This is a genomic window from Citrobacter sp. Cpo045 (assembly GCF_030332875.1).
Taxonomy (GTDB): Bacteria; Pseudomonadota; Gammaproteobacteria; order Enterobacterales; family Enterobacteriaceae; genus Citrobacter; species Citrobacter portucalensis.
Genome location: NZ_JAOWGZ010000060.1, coordinates 55,674 through 71,582, shown reverse-complemented (window position 1 = coordinate 71,582; position 15,909 = coordinate 55,674). Strand labels below are relative to the sequence as shown.

The window sequence follows — 15,909 nt, the reverse complement described above, 5'->3', positions numbered from 1 at the left end:
GGTAAAAAAAAGCAAACGATTATCTAGCGATCATACGCTGGTTTTCAACTGAACTTTGCCGCTTTTTACTCATTTCTTCTTATAACGCGCAAGAAATAACCAGTCGATGCGCAAACGTTATCGTCAATGCGCAATTTGGCAACAAATTGCGCGGAGTTATTACAACATCGGCGTGTTTATTTCACGCAACTCGCGCAAGAAAACGGGTGAAGATGCGGAAAATTTTTTGGCTAAAAAATCACCAATTCGCTGGCAAATGGAGGGAGGTGGCTTACACTTACATTATCAACACAGGCCGGAACCTCCCCTAATGTGCTCGACTGAGGGGTGTTGATGTCGGGGGAAACCCTCCCGTGAACCAGCGGGATAGAGTGAAAGACAAAGACCGGAACCAAACTAAAGCGCCCTCTGTGGCGCTTTAGTTTTATATCCTTCACACCCGTCACATATTTTAAACCAATTAATCATCTTCCAGCAGGCGCGCTCCGGTCCCCTGCTCGCCAAGCTGATCGCCTGGGTTACGCAATGGGCAATCGCTACGTGACAAGCATCCGCAACCAATACACCCATCCAGCTCATCACGTAGCGCCACCAAAGTATGGATGCGTCGGTCCAGTTCTTCACGCCATTGCGAAGAGAGCTGCTTCCACTCTTTGGCACTAAGCGAATGCCCCTCAGGTAATACACCTAACGCGTCACCGATCGTGGCCAGCGGGATCCCGATGCGTTGAGCAATCTTGATTATCGCAACGTAACGCAACACATCACGTTTGTATCGCCGCTGATTGCCGCTGTTGCGCATGCTACTGATTAACCCTTTGCTTTCATAGAAATGCAGGGTCGATACCGCCACGCCGCTACGTTTGGCGACTTCACCTGGTGTGAGCAGCGCTTTTATCCGGGGTAATTTCTTTTCCATAAATCGCTTTACCTCAAGTTAACTTGAGGAATTATACTCGCCCACAGACAAAACGACGAATCGAATACTGAGAAAGAGGCAGCCCTATGTCCCATCAGCAGATTATTCAGACCCTTATTGAATGGATTGATAAACATATCGATCAACCGCTGAACATTGAGGCGGTGGCGAAAAAATCAGGTTACTCGAAGTGGTATTTACAAAGAATGTTCCGCACGGTGACGCGCCAGACCTTGGGTGACTACATCCGCCAGCGTCGACTTTTGCTGGCCGCCGTTGAACTACGGACAACTGAGCGACCTATTTTTGATATCGCGATGGATCTTGGTTATGTGTCGCAACAAACCTTCTCGCGTGTGTTTCGCCGCGAATTTGATCGTACTCCCAGCGACTACCGCCATCGTCTGTAAGATTATTGCCCGCTCTGCGTCAGTATGGCGGGCGACCGTTGTATCCAGTGCATGAACTCCTGCGGCGGCAGCGCCTTCGCAAAATACCAGCCCTGACAATACTGTACGCCGCGTTCAAGCAGCCATTCGATTTGCTCCTTCGTTTCCACCCCTTCCGCAATCGTCTTCAGGTGTAAGCTTTGTGCCATCTCAATAATATGTTCGGCAATCAAGTGACTGGTACTGTTAGTGGACAACGTGCTAATAAACGATTTGTCGATCTTCAGGATATCGACATTCAGCGCTGACAAATTATGCAGATTGGAATATCCCGTGCCAAAATCATCAAATGCCACTTCATAACCCGCCTTACGGAACGCCTGGATTACGGGGGTCATTTTATGTACATCTATGAACCCACGCTCGGTCACTTCAACTTTAATTTGCTGGGCCGCCACGGAGTACTCACGATTTTTGTCGTTAATCAGAGCAATCAATCGGGATGAATGAAAGTCAGAAGCGGAAAGGTTAATCGATATAGAAAGCTGAGGATGCGCCGAAAGAAAATACCCCAAATCGTTGAACACCTCTTCAACGACATAATCCGTGATCCGCTCAATCATTCCCTCTTTTTCAGCCAGCGGAATAAACTCCGTCGGGCTCATCACCTCACCTTTACAGCCCGGCCAGCGCAGCAGAGCTTCAGCACCAACACACTGCCCATTTTTAATATCAATAATCGGCTGGTAATGCAGGCAAAGCTGACGTTTTTTGATCGCGCGTTTTAATAAGCGCCGGGGAGATAAGTATTCCTGGCGCGTGCGCCACCACATTAGCAGTATCAGGATGCTGCAGATAATCCCGAAGGGAATGGTTAATGCCGCCTCGTGATAGAAAATCTGACTTACGCGGTTGTCTGAGGTCGACACAATAATCGCAATTGGACGTTTTTCTGAATGCACGATGGTGTAGAAGCGATCGTCTTGTTGAAAGGTCGATGCTTCACCGCGTATGAGCGGCGCGAATTGCGCAATATTTGCCGCTTCACTAGCAGAGAAAAACGTATCTGTTACTGTGTCATACACGCCCCAGGAGAGATCCGGATCATCTGACATGACTTCGCTGTAGGACAATGGATTGATGACTGCGACGTAGTTCCCGCGTTGCATGTACGTCATTCTGTAGCCAGCGAAAAAAGGGGTATCGCGGTAGTAATAGATGGCGATATCCGGCGTACGTTTATAATCGGCTGTCGGCATAATATAAGTAACAGGCGGCGCCATCGACGTAGAGCACAAAAAGTGATCGCCCTGCGCATAAATTAGCTCACTGATATATAAACGACCGCGAATAATATTTAGCATACTTTTCTGATGTGCCGGGGTACACATCTTACCCTGATACAACTGGGCCATATCACGCGCCAAATCAGCTTGTAGGATCACCAATTCTGTTTTATTTAACACCAGTTGAGCAAAAGAGCGGAGTTGGCTATGGGTTTCGGTCATCGCCCGGATGTGCGCAAACCATATCGCCAGCACCACGGGGAACAATACCACCATGAATGTTCCCAGGAACTTCAGCATCTTGCGTCGCGCACTGTGATTCATGTCAGCCCTATTTCCCTGTTTCGTATATGCCAGAACCCATCAAGGCAGGATGCTATAAACACCGACTGATTAAGTTGCATGAATCTATCAGTATTAGCAACAGACTTCTCTATGTAAAAGTCTGATAATAGTTGATGATGATATTATTTTTCCGTAAGGCAAACTTAAAGTTATGCTTATTTCATAACGTTATTATCCCCACGGAGTAATTTTTTATGAGCATTATCCTGGCTGCATTTAAGAAATTCATTAAATTTTTTTAACGTTTAATTTAGGATAAATATAACAAGTAGATTAAATGTATGTTTAAAAGATGGTTATTTATTATCAACTCTTCATTAAACAAAACCACACATTTAGAGTGGTTATAAGCCTACAAAAATAACGGCCAATACTGGTGAACAAACGACCAGATGTGATATAGTTCACAAAAATCATGTAACAGAAACAATGTTTCATTCATGTTATTGCCCGTCGATAGCCAGAGTATCACACCCTCGGTGAACACCCCCGCGCTGTCCTGGGCATCCAGACTTTCTGAGGACGTTTTTCATGGCGACAATAACAACTGGCGTGGTTCTTCTGCGGTGGCAACTACTCAGCGCGGTGCTGATGTTTTTAGCCAGTACGCTCAATATCCGTTTTCGTAAATCAGATTATATTGGCCTGGCCGTCATTAGCAGCGGTTTGGGGCTGGTTTTTGCCTGCTGGTTTGCGACTGGATTGCTCGGCATAACCCTGGTGGATATGTCCGCTATCTGGAAGAACATTGAAACCGTAATGGTTGACGTGATGAGCCACACACCGCCAGATTGGCCTATGGTGTTGAACTGATAACAAAATTGCATATGGCTACCCCAGTCTTGAGGTAGCCATTATTTTCAGCGTAGCGCAGTGGGATTAGAACGGAATATCGTCGTCGAAATCCATCGGCGGCTCATTAGACGGTGCTGCCGGCGCTGACTGTTGCGGGCGAGACTGTGCGCCGCCGCTGAACTGGTTGCCACCCTGCGGCTGCTGAGGTTGACCCCAACCGCCCTGCTGCTGACCGCCACCTGCCGGAGCACCACCACCCTGACGACCACCCAGCATTTGCATGGTGCCGCCAACGTTAACCACAACTTCTGTGGTGTACTTTTCTACGCCGGACTGATCGGTCCATTTGCGGGTACGCAGCTGACCTTCGATATAGACCTGAGAACCTTTACGCAGATATTCGCTGGCCACTTCCGCCAGTTTGCCGAACAACACAACACGGTGCCATTCAGTCTGCTCTTTCATTTCACCGGTCGCTTTATCACGCCAGGATTCGGAAGTAGCCAGCGTAATGTTGGCAACTGCGCCACCATTCGGCATATAGCGTACTTCCGGGTCCTGGCCCAGATTACCGACGAGAATCACCTTGTTTACGCCTCTGCTGGCCATGATCGTGTCTCCTGAAAAACGTTACTGAATAAGTGTAAGCGCGGGATTGTAGCATTTCCAATAGCGCTTTTACTACGTTGCGAAGTTGATTCCAGTAAACAACCCCAGCCAGACATTGTTGCACAGACGTCTGCGTTTTGCATTCCAATACTGTATATCCATTCAGGTCAGGTTGTGTCATAATTAACCGTTTGTGATCGCCGGTAGCACCATGCAGCCAGGCAAAAAAGCGTTTAATCCGGGAAAGATGAATGGATAAGATCGAAGTTCGGGGCGCCCGCACCCATAATCTCAAAAACATCAACCTCGTCATCCCGCGCGACAAGCTGATTGTCGTCACCGGGCTTTCGGGCTCAGGCAAATCTTCGCTCGCTTTCGACACCTTATATGCCGAAGGGCAGCGTCGTTACGTTGAATCCCTTTCCGCGTACGCGCGTCAATTTCTGTCGCTGATGGAAAAACCGGACGTCGACCACATTGAGGGGCTCTCTCCTGCCATCTCAATTGAACAAAAATCGACGTCCCATAACCCGCGATCCACGGTAGGTACAATTACCGAAATTCACGACTATCTGCGTCTGCTGTTTGCCCGCGTTGGCGAGCCGCGCTGTCCGGATCACGACGTCCCCCTGGCAGCGCAGACCGTAAGCCAGATGGTGGATAACGTCCTGTCGCAGCCGGAAGGTAAGCGTCTGATGCTGCTGGCGCCGGTGATCAAAGAGCGTAAAGGCGAGCACACCAAAACGCTGGAAAACCTGGCAGGCCAGGGCTATATCCGCGCCCGTATCGACGGTGAAGTCTGTGACCTTTCCGATCCGCCCAAGCTTGAGCTGCAAAAGAAACACACCATTGAAGTGGTGATTGACCGCTTTAAAGTCCGTGACGATCTCACCCAACGACTGGCGGAATCCTTTGAAACCGCGCTGGAACTGTCCGGCGGCACGGCGGTCGTTGCCGATATGGACGATCCAAAAGCGGAAGAGCTGCTGTTCTCCGCCAACTTCGCCTGCCCTATCTGCGGCTATAGCATGCGCGAACTGGAACCGCGACTGTTCTCGTTTAACAACCCGGCGGGCGCGTGTCCAACCTGTGACGGTCTCGGCGTGCAGCAATATTTCGATCCTGATCGGGTGATCCAAAACCCGGAACTGTCGCTGGCCGGTGGTGCTATCCGCGGTTGGGATCGCCGTAACTTCTATTACTTCCAGATGCTTAAGTCTCTGGCGGAACACTATAAGTTCGACGTTGAAGCCCCGTGGGCCAGCCTGAACCCTACCGTGCATAAAGTGGTACTGTACGGTTCCGGTAAAGAGAATATCGAATTTAAATACATGAACGATCGCGGTGATACGTCCGTACGTCGCCATCCGTTCGAAGGCGTATTGCACAATATGGAGCGCCGCTATAAAGAGACGGAATCCAGCGCAGTACGTGAAGAATTAGCCAAGTTCATCAGTAACCGTCCTTGCGCCAGCTGTGAAGGGACGCGTTTACGCCGGGAAGCCCGTCACGTATTTGTTGAAAATACGCCGCTGCCTGCGATTTCTGACATGAGCATCGGTCATGCAATGGATTTCTTCAACAATCTGAAGCTTGCGGGTCAGCGGGCGAAGATTGCCGAAAAAATTCTTAAAGAGATTGGCGATCGTCTGAAGTTCCTGGTCAACGTCGGCCTCAACTACCTGACGCTATCGCGTTCAGCAGAAACACTCTCCGGTGGTGAGGCCCAGCGTATTCGCCTGGCAAGCCAGATCGGCGCGGGTCTGGTTGGTGTAATGTACGTACTGGATGAACCGTCTATCGGTTTGCATCAACGCGATAACGAGCGTCTGCTGGGTACGCTTATCCACCTGCGTAATCTGGGAAATACCGTCATTGTGGTCGAGCACGATGAAGATGCGATTCGCGCCGCTGACCACGTTATCGATATCGGCCCGGGCGCGGGTGTTCACGGCGGTCAGGTCGTCGCCGAAGGGACGCTCGACGACATCATGGCAGTGCCTGAGTCGCTGACCGGCCAGTACATGAGCGGTAAACGCAAGATTGAAGTGCCTAAACAGCGCGTTGCGGCTGACCCAGAGAAAGTGCTTAAACTCACCGGCGCACGCGGTAACAACCTGAAAGATGTCACCCTGACGCTGCCGGTAGGTTTATTTACCTGCATTACCGGTGTTTCCGGTTCGGGTAAATCGACGCTGATTAACGACACACTGTTCCCGATTGCACAGACGGCGCTAAACGGTGCGACGCTGGCTGAACCTGCGCCGTATCGCGACGTTCAAGGCCTGGAGCATTTCGACAAAGTGATCGACATTGACCAAAGCCCGATTGGCCGTACGCCGCGCTCTAACCCGGCAACCTACACCGGGGTGTTTACGCCAGTGCGCGAACTGTTTGCCGGTGTACCGGAGTCACGAGCACGCGGTTACACGCCGGGGCGTTTCAGCTTTAACGTCCGTGGCGGACGCTGTGAAGCCTGTCAGGGCGACGGCGTGATCAAAGTCGAAATGCACTTCCTGCCGGATATCTACGTGCCGTGCGATCAGTGCAAAGGCAAGCGCTATAACCGCGAAACGTTAGAAATTAAGTACAAAGGCAAGACTATCCACGAAGTGCTGGATATGACGATTGAAGAAGCACGTGAGTTCTTCGATGCCGTTCCGGCGCTGGCACGTAAGCTGCAAACGCTGATGGACGTTGGCCTGACGTACATTCGACTGGGTCAGTCCGCTACCACGCTCTCGGGCGGTGAAGCACAGCGCGTGAAGCTGGCGCGCGAACTGTCCAAACGCGGTACCGGGCAAACGCTGTATATTCTCGATGAGCCGACCACCGGTCTGCATTTTGCGGATATTCAGCAACTGTTGGACGTGCTGCATCAACTCCGGGATCAGGGCAACACCATCGTGGTGATTGAGCACAATCTGGACGTGATTAAGACCGCAGACTGGATTGTCGATCTCGGTCCGGAAGGCGGCAGCGGCGGCGGCGAAATCCTTGTCTCCGGCACACCAGAAACGGTCGCTGAGTGTGAAGCCTCACACACGGCCCGCTTCCTCAAACCGCTGTTGTAATTACGCAACACTTGTCTGGCCTACAGAATATGCATAAAGCTTGTAGGCCGGATAAGGCGCTTACGCCGCATCCGGCAACCGTTGTGCCTGATGGCGCTGCGCTTATCAGCGCCTACGAAACTACAGACCAGGCATAAAGCCTGTAGGGCGGATAAGGCACTTGCGCCGCATCCGGCAAGCGTTGTGCCTGATGGCGCTACGCTTATCAGGCCTACGAAACTACAGATCAGGTATAAAGCCTGTAGGCCGGATAAGGCGCTTGCGCCGCATCCGGCAACAGTTGCGCCTGATGGCACTGCGCTTATCAGCGCCTACGAAACTACAGAATATGCATAAAGCCTGGAGGCCGGATAAGGCGCTTGCGCCGCATCCGGCGAAACGGATCAGGGCTGCGTCAGTATCCGGCGTTTATCTTCCGGCAACGTGTTCACAGCCTGCTGATAAGAGGCGTCGACCAGATAATAAATCTGTGAATCCGGCAGCGAGCCGTCCAGATACACCGTACTCCAGTGCGCCTTATTGAGATGCCTGCTTGGCCGAACATCGCTATGCTGCTGGCGCAACAGTTCTGCCAGTTCAGGGCTGGTTTTCAGAGACACCGCCGGGCGTTCTTCCACCTCTTTTACCATGGCAAAAAGCACATCTTCGACTTTGATTTGCGTGGCCTTCCAGTCACTGTGAACGCTCTGCTCCGCGCCCGTTTTTGCCATGCAGTATTGCAGCAACTCCGAATTCGTCATCTTTATTCCCCTTACCAGCATATTGCCTCATGAGAACATCTTTTATTCAGTGTGCAGCAAGTCCGCAAAAGGTAAAAGCCAGCAATGTAAATTTGTTTAAAAAAACAGCAATCCGCAGCCAGCGTCCTCAATATTCCGAGTTGACGATCACCTCTTCACCAAACGCACCGGCCTGTGGCAGCGGCTTATAAGTGGAGTTAGAGGCGCGCAAAATGCGAATACCGCGAATACCCACGTCGCGAGCGGCAGTGATGTCATTATCGGAGTCACCGTAGAACATGCGGATATTTTTATCCTGCAGCCACTGCGTTTTGGTGTTCTGACCCGGCTTGTCGCCGGCAAAAATGACCGGATTCATATTTCCAGCTGGGATGTGAAAGTTATCAGACAACGTTTTCGACACCGTTTCAGTCTTCGTCTGGCTACGCCCGGTCACGAAAAAGATGCTGTCACCGCGACGCACGTGCATATCAATCAGTTGGCGCGCGACTTCTTTTGGAATACTGAACTCGTCCCAGCCATTGTTCATTTTTTCCCAGAAGGCCGGATTCTTCAGGTAATCCTCACTGTCCGGAGAATACGTTTTTTTACCGCGCCAGAAGCCTGGGCTGGAAAAGAGGACAGTGTCATCGATATCAAACCCGACGGCCATCGGCGGACGTCCGGTCAGGCTGTTTTCAATTTGTGCCACGGAGACCCAGTGAATGGGAGCCTGCTCAGCGAGCTTTGCAACGTTAGTGCCTGGATTGAGCTGAGAGGGAGAAGAAACGAGTGCCTGGGCTGGCTGATTAAGCGTGAACAATAAACAAACGGCACTCAGTGCCAACGTAAACTTGCGCATATTTTTCCCTAAGTAGTCAGTTAGTTATCATTTTTTTATTAACAACTGGTCAAAAAACTATCTGACCTTACCCCTTAGGGGGAGTGAAAGGAAGGATTTTCTCTGGTTTTGTCCTGGAAAAGGAGCACGATCACATTGGAAAAAGGCCTGATGGCGCGACGCTTATCAGGCCTGCAAAGTCGGTTACATGACGGCGGCAAATGCCTTCGCCACGCGCTGCACGTTACCGTGATTCAACCCGGCCACGCACATGCGACCGCTGGCGATCAGGTATACACCGAACTCATCGCGCAGACGATCAACCTGGGCTGCGCTAAGCCCGGTATAGCTGAACATCCCGCGCTGTTGCAGCAGGTAGTCAAAGTTACGGCCTGAGATCTCCGTATTCAATACGTTAACCAACTCCTGGCGCATCGCCAGAATGCGGGTACGCATCTCTTCAACTTCCGCCAGCCAACTGGCTTTCAGCGCGTCATCACCCAGTACCGCGGCAACTACCTGCGCACCAAAGTTTGGCGGGCTGGAGTAGTTTCGACGCACCGTCGCTTTTAGCTGCCCCAGCACGCGGCTGGCGGTATCAGCGTCTTCACATACCACTGACAGTCCGCCGACACGCTCGCCGTACAAGGAGAAAATCTTCGAGAATGAGTTGCTGACAAGAGCGGGCAATCCGGCGCTGGCAATGGCGCGAATCGCATAGGCGTCGTCTTCCATTCCACCACCAAAGCCCTGGTAAGCAATATCCAGGAACGGGATCAGATCGCGTGCTTTCAGGATCTCAATAACGCTATCCCACTGCGCAGGCGTTAAATCCGCCCCTGTCGGGTTATGGCAGCACGGATGTAGCAGCACGATGCTGCGCGCCGGTAGGGTATTCAGCGTTGCCAGCAGGTCGTTGAAACGCACACCGTTGGTCGTGTCGTCATACCATGGGTAAGTGCTTACTTCGAATCCGGCACCTTCAAAAATCGCAATATGGTTTTCCCAGGTCGGATCGCTGACCCACACGCCAGAATCAGGGAAATAACGTTTCAGGAAGTCTGCGCCAACCTTTAACGCACCGGAGCCGCCCAGCGTCTGAATGGTTGCGACGCGCTGCTGCTGGAGAACCGGATGTTCTGCGCCAAATAGCAGCGGCGCAATAGTATGGCGATACGTGTTCAGACCTTCCATCGGCAGATACAGCGAAGCGCCATGCGGTTTGGCATTGAAGCGGGCTTCCGCTTCCGCCACAGCTTTAAGCTGAGGAATAATGCCGTCTTCGTTGTAATACAGGCCGATGCTGAGATTCACTTTGTCGCTACGTGAATCTTCTTTGAAGCGCTCCATGAGCGATAAAATCGGGTCGCCGGCGTAGGCGTCAACTTTTTGAAACACGTGTGGTTCTCCGGGTTTACAGGCAGGGGTTAAGAACACAATAAACCGGAAGTGGGAGAAGATCGAGAGGATGTTGAGAGGAATATTGCCGGAAGGCGGCGTAACCACCTGTCCGGCACATCATGCTGCTAATCGATATACTTCATCGCTACCCTTGAGGTCAGGCGCGTAATAAGTTCGTAAGCACTTACTTTCGTCATTTCAGCAATGCGTTCAACGGGCAGGCCCTCGCCCCACAGAATCACCGAATCGCCGGCTTTATCCTGCGCTTCAGGGCCTAAATCGACGCAGATCATATCCATCGCGACGCGACCGACGATCGGCACTTCACGGCCATTGACCAGTACCGGCGTCCCCGAAGGCGCTGCGCGCGGGTAACCATCGCCATAGCCCATCGCTACCACGCCAAGACGCGTATCGCGCTCGCTCAGCCAGGTTCCCCCATAACCAACCGGCTCGCCCGCTTTGTGCTCACGCACCGCAATCAGGCTTGAGGTCAGCGACATTACCGGCTGGCAGCCAAAATCAGCGCCGATGGAGTGATTTTCCAGTGGCGATACGCCATACAGAATCAGCCCCGGACGCGCCCAGTCGAAGTGAGACTGCGGCCACAGCAAAATACCACCCGACGCGGCAATCGAACGCTGCCCCGGTTTGCCTTCACAAAAACTGTTGAAGATATCGAGCTGTTTTTCGGTCGCGCCACACTCAGGCTCGTCCGCACGAGCAAAGTGGCTGACGATATTGACCGGCTGACGCACGTTTTCACACTGTGTTAAGCGCTGATAAAACGCCTCGGCCTGCTCAGGGCGTACGCCCAGGCGATGCATACCGGTGTCGAGCTTCATCCAGACGGTAACGGGTTCAGCCAGTTTAGCGGCTTCCAGGGCTTCGAGCTGCTCCTGGTTGTGGACGGCAGTATGCAGGCGCTGCGCGGAAATAGTCGGCAGATCGGAGGCATCAAAAAATCCCTCCAGCAGCAGGATGGGCTGCGTGATCCCTCCCGCTCGCAAGCGCAGGGCTTCTTCAAGACGAGCGACACCAAAAGCGTCCGCATCGGGGAGCGTTCGCGCGGTCTCTAACAGACCATGGCCGTAGGCGTTCGCTTTCACGACCGCAACCAGTTTGCTGGCTGGAGCCAGTTCACGCAGACGTTGCAGGTTGTGTCGCAGAGCGCGGCGGTTAATGACTACAGTTGCCGCTTGCATTTGTATTCCTTAATAAAAGAATTTCCTAAACCATTCGTGTTGCAGGACAAAAACGCTTTGGCGTTTTTGAACAGCGCCTGCGCTGGCCCCAAAGGGGCGAGGACGCAATCCGAGTCACGCGACAAGCCAGAGAATTCCCGGGAGCTTAGTAAACTAAGTGACCGGGGTGAACGGGCGTAGTCAACGCATCTGCAGCATGAAGGATGACGGAGATTTATTCGTCGTCGTATTGTGGACCCGCATAGTTATCGAAGCGCGACCACTGACCGTTAAACGTCAGGCGCACCGTACCGATCGGGCCGTTACGTTGCTTACCAATAATGATTTCTGCGATCCCTTTCAGGTCGCTGTTTTCGTGATAAACCTCATCACGATAGATAAACATGATTAAGTCGGCATCCTGCTCGATGGAGCCAGACTCACGCAGATCCGAGTTGACCGGACGCTTGTCGGCACGTTGTTCCAGAGAGCGGTTAAGCTGCGACAGCGCCACCACCGGCACATGCAGTTCTTTCGCTAACGCTTTCAGCGAGCGGGAGATTTCTGCAATTTCCAGCGTACGGTTGTCGGAGAGCGACGGCACGCGCATCAGCTGCAGGTAGTCGATCATGATAAGTCCGATACCGCCATGTTCACGGGCGATACGACGGGCACGCGAGCGCACTTCCGTAGGCGTCAGGCCGGAGGAGTCATCAATATAGATGTTTCGTTTCTCCAGCAAAATACCCATTGTTCCGGAAATTCGCGCCCAGTCTTCATCATCCAGTTGACCGGTACGAATTTTGGTTTGGTCTACGCGAGAGAGCGAGGCCAGGGAACGCATCATGATCTGTTCTGAGGGCATTTCAAGACTAAAGATAAGAACCGGCTTATCCTGCAACATGGCCGCGTTTTCGACGAGGTTCATTGCAAATGTCGTTTTACCCATCGACGGACGCGCGGCGACAATAATTAAGTCTGACGGCTGCAAACCAGCCGTCTTTTTATTGAGGTCGTCATAACCGGTGTTCACCCCGGTGACGCCGTCGTGCGGTTGCTGGAACAGCTGCTCGATACGCGCGACGGTGGCGTCGAGCACGTCAGTAATATTTTTCGGGCCTTCGTCTTTATTAGCGCGGCTTTCCGCGATTTTAAAGACGCGGGATTCTGCAAGGTCCAACAGATCTTCACTGGAGCGTCCTTGCGGATCAAAACCGGCTTCCGCGATTTCGTTTGCAACTGAAATCATGTCACGAACAACGGCGCGTTCGCGGACGATATCCGCATAAGCGCTAATGTTCGCCGCACTTGGCGTGTTTTTAGACAATTCAGCCAGGTAAGCAAAACCGCCGACGCTGTCCAGTTGTCCCTGAACTTCCAGCGACTCTGCCAGTGTGATCAGATCGATGGGTTTTCCCATCTCCTGCAGGCGATGCATTTCCGTGAAGATATGCCGGTGCGGTCGGGTATAAAAATCTTCCGCCACCACACGCTCGGCGACATCGTCCCAGCGTTCGTTATCCAGCATTAAACCGCCCAACACCGACTGTTCCGCTTCAATCGAGTGCGGCGGTACTTTCAGCCCGGCGACCTGGGGATCGCGCTCACGAGCATCAGTCTGTTGTTTGTTGAAGGGTTTATTTCCTGCCATAGTGAATGGAGTTACCGAGATAATGATTGGGTCGAAAGATTACCACATTTCTTTTGGAGGAAGCATGGCAACACGTATTGAATTTCACAAGCATGGTGGCCCTGATGTACTCAAGGCGGTGGAGTTTACGCCCGTAGACCCGGCGGAAAACGAAATCCAGGTCGAGAACAAAGCGATTGGGATCAACTATATCGACACCTACATCCGCAGTGGCCTTTATCCACCGCCTTCCCTGCCCAGCGGGCTGGGTACCGAAGCTGCCGGCGTAGTCAGCAAAGTCGGCAGCAAAGTGACACACATTAAAGCTGGCGATCGCGTGGTGTACGCCCAGTCTGCTCTTGGCGCCTACAGCTCAGTGCATAACGTTCCGGCCGATAAAGCCGCCATCCTGCCTAACGCTATCTCGTTTGAACAAGCTGCCGCCTCGTTTCTTAAAGGGCTAACCGTTTTTTATCTGTTACGTAAAACCTATGAAATTCAACCTGATGAGCCGTTTTTGTTCCATGCGGCTGCGGGCGGCGTCGGCATGATTGCCTGCCAGTGGGCAAAAGCCTTGGGTGCGAAGCTGATTGGTACCGTCGGCAGTGCGCAAAAAGCGCAAATTGCACTGCAGGCTGGCGCATGGCAGGTCATTAACTATCGTGAAGAGAGCATTGTTGAGCGAGTGAAAGAGGTAACTGGCGGTAAAAAAGTGCGAGTGGTGTATGACTCGGTGGGGAAAGATACCTGGGAAGCCTCGCTGGATTGTTTACAGCGCCGGGGATTAATGGTCAGCTTTGGTAATGCTTCCGGGCCGGTGACCGGCGTGAACTTAGGCATTCTGAACCAGAAAGGTTCGCTCTACGTGACCCGTCCTTCTCTACAGGGTTACATCACCAATCACCGCGAATTAACCGAAGCCAGCAATGAGCTTTTCTCGCTGATTGCCAGTGGAGTGATCAAAGTGGATGTCGCGCCTGGTCAAACGTTCGCACTGCACGATGCACAGCGTGCTCATGAAGTACTGGAAAGCCGTGCCACGCAGGGATCGAGTTTGCTAATTCCTTAAGATGACGGGGAAAGAAAGAATTAGGGCTTCCCGCAGGAAGCCCTTTCTTTTTTTAGTTCGGCTGTATGTAGGGTACAGCTCGATGAATTCGTTAACCTGGCAATAGTGACAGATTTGATAATCAATTCCTATTTGGTTCTAAAGGCAATGTTGCAGGTTGTGACGTACCGCTCAATACCTTAGTAAAACCGGCGGTTATTGCGCTGATACTGTGGGACTTTTGGCGCTTTTATCGTCTTGATCACCCACACCACGGCAACAGCCAGTAGCAGCCAGGGCAACAGTTTAATCATCAAGGCAAATAGTCCGCCCAGAAACATCACGGCGGTGGCTACGACCAATGCGGCCAGAACGCCCAGCAAAGATACGCCGGTGACCATCAGCATGATAAAAAATCCAATCACAAAAAGTAGTTCCAGCATGGCTCTCTCCCGAAATGAAATTCTCTCCATTGCTTTACAAGAAACATGCCAAAAATAATGCGTTGATTTATAAAGAAAACGCCCCGCGACAAAGCGCAGGGCGTGGTGAAATTAACTAACTTTTGGTGAAAACTTAACGCTTGTCTGCCACCAGCTTCAGCGCGTGCTCCAGAACGTTAATATCTGCCCCGGCTTTATGTGCATTCTCGCTCAGGTAACGACGCCACTGGCGCGCACCGGGAATACCCTGAAACAGCCCCAACATATGGCGTGTCACATGTCCCAAATAGGTTCCCTTACTCAGTTCACGCTCAATATACGGGTACATGGCACGCACCACGGCGACTGGATCGGAATCTTTGGTGGTAGCTGCAAAAATCTCGCGGTCAACGGACGCCAGAATGCCTGGGTTTTGATACGCCTCACGCCCCACCATCACGCCATCCATATGTTGAAGATGAATTTTCGCTTCTTCCAACGATTTAATGCCGCCGTTGATCGACATCGTCAGATGCGGAAAATCGCGCTTTAACTGATAAACACGGTCATAATCCAGCGGTGGAATTTCGCGGTTTTCTTTCGGGCTTAACCCTGACAGCCAGGCCTTGCGGGCGTGAATGATAAACATCTCACATTCGCCTTTGCCAGATACCGTGTTGATGAAATCGCAGAGGAATTCGTAGCTGTCCTGGTCATCAATACCGATACGAGTTTTCACCGTTACCGGAATCGACACCACGTCGCGCATTGCTTTGACGCAATCGGCGACCAGTTGCGCATTCCCCATCAGGCAGGCGCCAAACATGCCATTCTGTACGCGGTCGGAAGGACAACCCACGTTGAGGTTAATTTCGTCGTAGCCCCGCTGTTCAGCGAGCTTTGCGCACTGCGCCAGCGCCGCAGGATCGCTCCCGCCCAGTTGCAATGCGACCGGATGTTCTTCTTCGCTATACGCCAGATAATCGCCTTTACCATGAATGATTGCCCCAGTGGTTACCATCTCCGTATAGAGCAGCGTCTGGCTGGACAGTAAGCGCAAAAAGTAGCGGCAGTGTCTGTCCGTCCAGTCGAGCATCGGCGCGATAGAAAAACGATGAGCGGGAAAAGCGGTAGACTGAGATTCAGGCAGCATGGCGAATATTCAAGCATCCGGTTAAAAAAGGGGCGCTACTATAGCATAGACCGTTACGATAGTGAGCCACATCCTCGCGGCTCACTCCCCCTGA

The 15,909-nt window shown here is 52.2% G+C and carries 14 protein-coding genes; 4 read left to right on the top strand and 10 right to left on the bottom strand.

Annotated elements, in window-relative coordinates:
• Window positions 1-460: 460 nt before the first annotated feature.
• Complete coding sequence (gene soxR / locus OGY13_RS01370; protein WP_003826630.1) at window positions 461-919, bottom strand: redox-sensitive transcriptional activator SoxR; 459 nt, start codon at window positions 917-919, stop codon at window positions 461-463.
• A gap of 86 nt (window positions 920-1,005) precedes the next feature.
• On the opposite strand from soxR, the gene soxS reads away from it, so the two are divergent.
• The gene (gene soxS, locus OGY13_RS01365; RefSeq protein WP_213752810.1) at window positions 1,006-1,329 is read left to right on the top strand and encodes a superoxide response transcriptional regulator SoxS; all 324 of its coding nucleotides are present in this window, start codon (window positions 1,006-1,008) and stop codon (window positions 1,327-1,329) included.
• Window positions 1,330-1,331: 2 nt separating this feature from the next.
• Here soxS and pdeC read toward each other — a convergent pair whose 3' ends face one another.
• Window positions 1,332-2,918, bottom strand: a complete 1,587-nt coding sequence (gene pdeC, locus OGY13_RS01360; RefSeq protein WP_048236344.1) for a cyclic di-3',5'-guanosine monophosphate phosphodiesterase PdeC — start codon at window positions 2,916-2,918, stop codon at window positions 1,332-1,334.
• Between the two features lie 552 nt (window positions 2,919-3,470).
• Here pdeC and OGY13_RS01355 point away from each other — a divergent pair.
• Window positions 3,471-3,752: a YjcB family protein gene (locus OGY13_RS01355; RefSeq protein WP_003826625.1), complete on the top strand. Its 282-nt coding sequence runs from the start codon at window positions 3,471-3,473 to the stop codon at window positions 3,750-3,752.
• Window positions 3,753-3,818: 66 nt separating this feature from the next.
• On the opposite strand, the gene ssb1 is transcribed toward OGY13_RS01355, so the two are convergent.
• Window positions 3,819-4,343, bottom strand: a complete 525-nt coding sequence (gene ssb1 / locus OGY13_RS01350) for a single-stranded DNA-binding protein SSB1 (protein WP_003826621.1) — start codon at window positions 4,341-4,343, stop codon at window positions 3,819-3,821.
• 251 nt (window positions 4,344-4,594) lie between these two features.
• On the opposite strand from ssb1, the gene uvrA reads away from it, so the two are divergent.
• Window positions 4,595-7,417, top strand: coding sequence for an excinuclease ABC subunit UvrA (uvrA, locus tag OGY13_RS01345; protein ID WP_061547501.1), 2,823 nt, complete (start codon window positions 4,595-4,597; stop codon window positions 7,415-7,417).
• Between the two features lie 383 nt (window positions 7,418-7,800).
• On the opposite strand, the gene OGY13_RS01340 is transcribed toward uvrA, so the two are convergent.
• The 5 genes from OGY13_RS01340 to dnaB all read right to left on the bottom strand — a co-directional run bounded on the left by OGY13_RS01340 (window position 7,801) and on the right by dnaB (window position 13,213).
• Window positions 7,801-8,157 (bottom strand): MmcQ/YjbR family DNA-binding protein, encoded by a 357-nt coding sequence (locus tag OGY13_RS01340; protein WP_008786927.1) that lies wholly within the window; start codon window positions 8,155-8,157, stop codon window positions 7,801-7,803.
• A 127-nt stretch (window positions 8,158-8,284) separates the two neighbouring features.
• Window positions 8,285-8,998: an acid phosphatase AphA gene (gene aphA / locus OGY13_RS01335; RefSeq protein WP_003826615.1), complete on the bottom strand. Its 714-nt coding sequence runs from the start codon at window positions 8,996-8,998 to the stop codon at window positions 8,285-8,287.
• Between the two features lie 183 nt (window positions 8,999-9,181).
• The gene (gene tyrB, locus OGY13_RS01330; RefSeq protein ID WP_213753063.1) at window positions 9,182-10,375 is read right to left on the bottom strand and encodes an aromatic amino acid transaminase; all 1,194 of its coding nucleotides are present in this window, start codon (window positions 10,373-10,375) and stop codon (window positions 9,182-9,184) included.
• Between the two features lie 128 nt (window positions 10,376-10,503).
• A complete protein-coding gene (alr, locus tag OGY13_RS01325; protein WP_003826612.1) occupies window positions 10,504-11,583 on the bottom strand; it encodes an alanine racemase in 1,080 nt (359 codons plus the stop codon).
• 214 nt (window positions 11,584-11,797) lie between these two features.
• A complete protein-coding gene (gene dnaB / locus OGY13_RS01320) occupies window positions 11,798-13,213 on the bottom strand; it encodes a replicative DNA helicase (RefSeq protein WP_003826610.1) in 1,416 nt (471 codons plus the stop codon).
• Between the two features lie 64 nt (window positions 13,214-13,277).
• Between dnaB and OGY13_RS01315 the strand changes: the two genes are divergently transcribed.
• Window positions 13,278-14,261 (top strand): quinone oxidoreductase, encoded by a 984-nt coding sequence (locus tag OGY13_RS01315; RefSeq protein ID WP_008786924.1) that lies wholly within the window; start codon window positions 13,278-13,280, stop codon window positions 14,259-14,261.
• Between the two features lie 179 nt (window positions 14,262-14,440).
• Here OGY13_RS01315 and pspG read toward each other — a convergent pair whose 3' ends face one another.
• Entirely contained in the window at window positions 14,441-14,683 is a 243-nt protein-coding gene (pspG, locus tag OGY13_RS01310; RefSeq protein WP_048227487.1) for an envelope stress response protein PspG, read from the bottom strand.
• Between the two features lie 133 nt (window positions 14,684-14,816).
• Window positions 14,817-15,815, bottom strand: coding sequence for a tRNA dihydrouridine(20/20a) synthase DusA (gene dusA, locus OGY13_RS01305; RefSeq protein WP_048215129.1), 999 nt, complete (start codon window positions 15,813-15,815; stop codon window positions 14,817-14,819).
• Window positions 15,816-15,909 lie beyond the last annotated feature (94 nt).

What these genes read in the sequence shown, in the direction of transcription:
- ssb1 (WP_003826621.1), bottom strand. Translation starts at nt 4,343, where the DNA reads ATGGCCAGCAGAGGCGTAAACAAGGTGATTCTCGTCGGTAATCTGGGC.
- soxS (WP_213752810.1), top strand. Translation starts at nt 1,006, where the DNA reads ATGTCCCATCAGCAGATTATTCAGACCCTTATTGAATGGATTGATAAA.
- OGY13_RS01355 (WP_003826625.1), top strand. Translation starts at nt 3,471, where the DNA reads ATGGCGACAATAACAACTGGCGTGGTTCTTCTGCGGTGGCAACTACTC.
- alr (WP_003826612.1), bottom strand. Translation starts at nt 11,583, where the DNA reads ATGCAAGCGGCAACTGTAGTCATTAACCGCCGCGCTCTGCGACACAAC.
- aphA (WP_003826615.1), bottom strand. Translation starts at nt 8,998, where the DNA reads ATGCGCAAGTTTACGTTGGCACTGAGTGCCGTTTGTTTATTGTTCACG.
- OGY13_RS01340 (WP_008786927.1), bottom strand. Translation starts at nt 8,157, where the DNA reads ATGACGAATTCGGAGTTGCTGCAATACTGCATGGCAAAAACGGGCGCG.
- uvrA (WP_061547501.1), top strand. Translation starts at nt 4,595, where the DNA reads ATGGATAAGATCGAAGTTCGGGGCGCCCGCACCCATAATCTCAAAAAC.
- pdeC (WP_048236344.1), bottom strand. Translation starts at nt 2,918, where the DNA reads ATGAATCACAGTGCGCGACGCAAGATGCTGAAGTTCCTGGGAACATTC.
- dusA (WP_048215129.1), bottom strand. Translation starts at nt 15,815, where the DNA reads ATGCTGCCTGAATCTCAGTCTACCGCTTTTCCCGCTCATCGTTTTTCT.
- soxR (WP_003826630.1), bottom strand. Translation starts at nt 919, where the DNA reads ATGGAAAAGAAATTACCCCGGATAAAAGCGCTGCTCACACCAGGTGAA.
- OGY13_RS01315 (WP_008786924.1), top strand. Translation starts at nt 13,278, where the DNA reads ATGGCAACACGTATTGAATTTCACAAGCATGGTGGCCCTGATGTACTC.
- dnaB (WP_003826610.1), bottom strand. Translation starts at nt 13,213, where the DNA reads ATGGCAGGAAATAAACCCTTCAACAAACAACAGACTGATGCTCGTGAG.
- pspG (WP_048227487.1), bottom strand. Translation starts at nt 14,683, where the DNA reads ATGCTGGAACTACTTTTTGTGATTGGATTTTTTATCATGCTGATGGTC.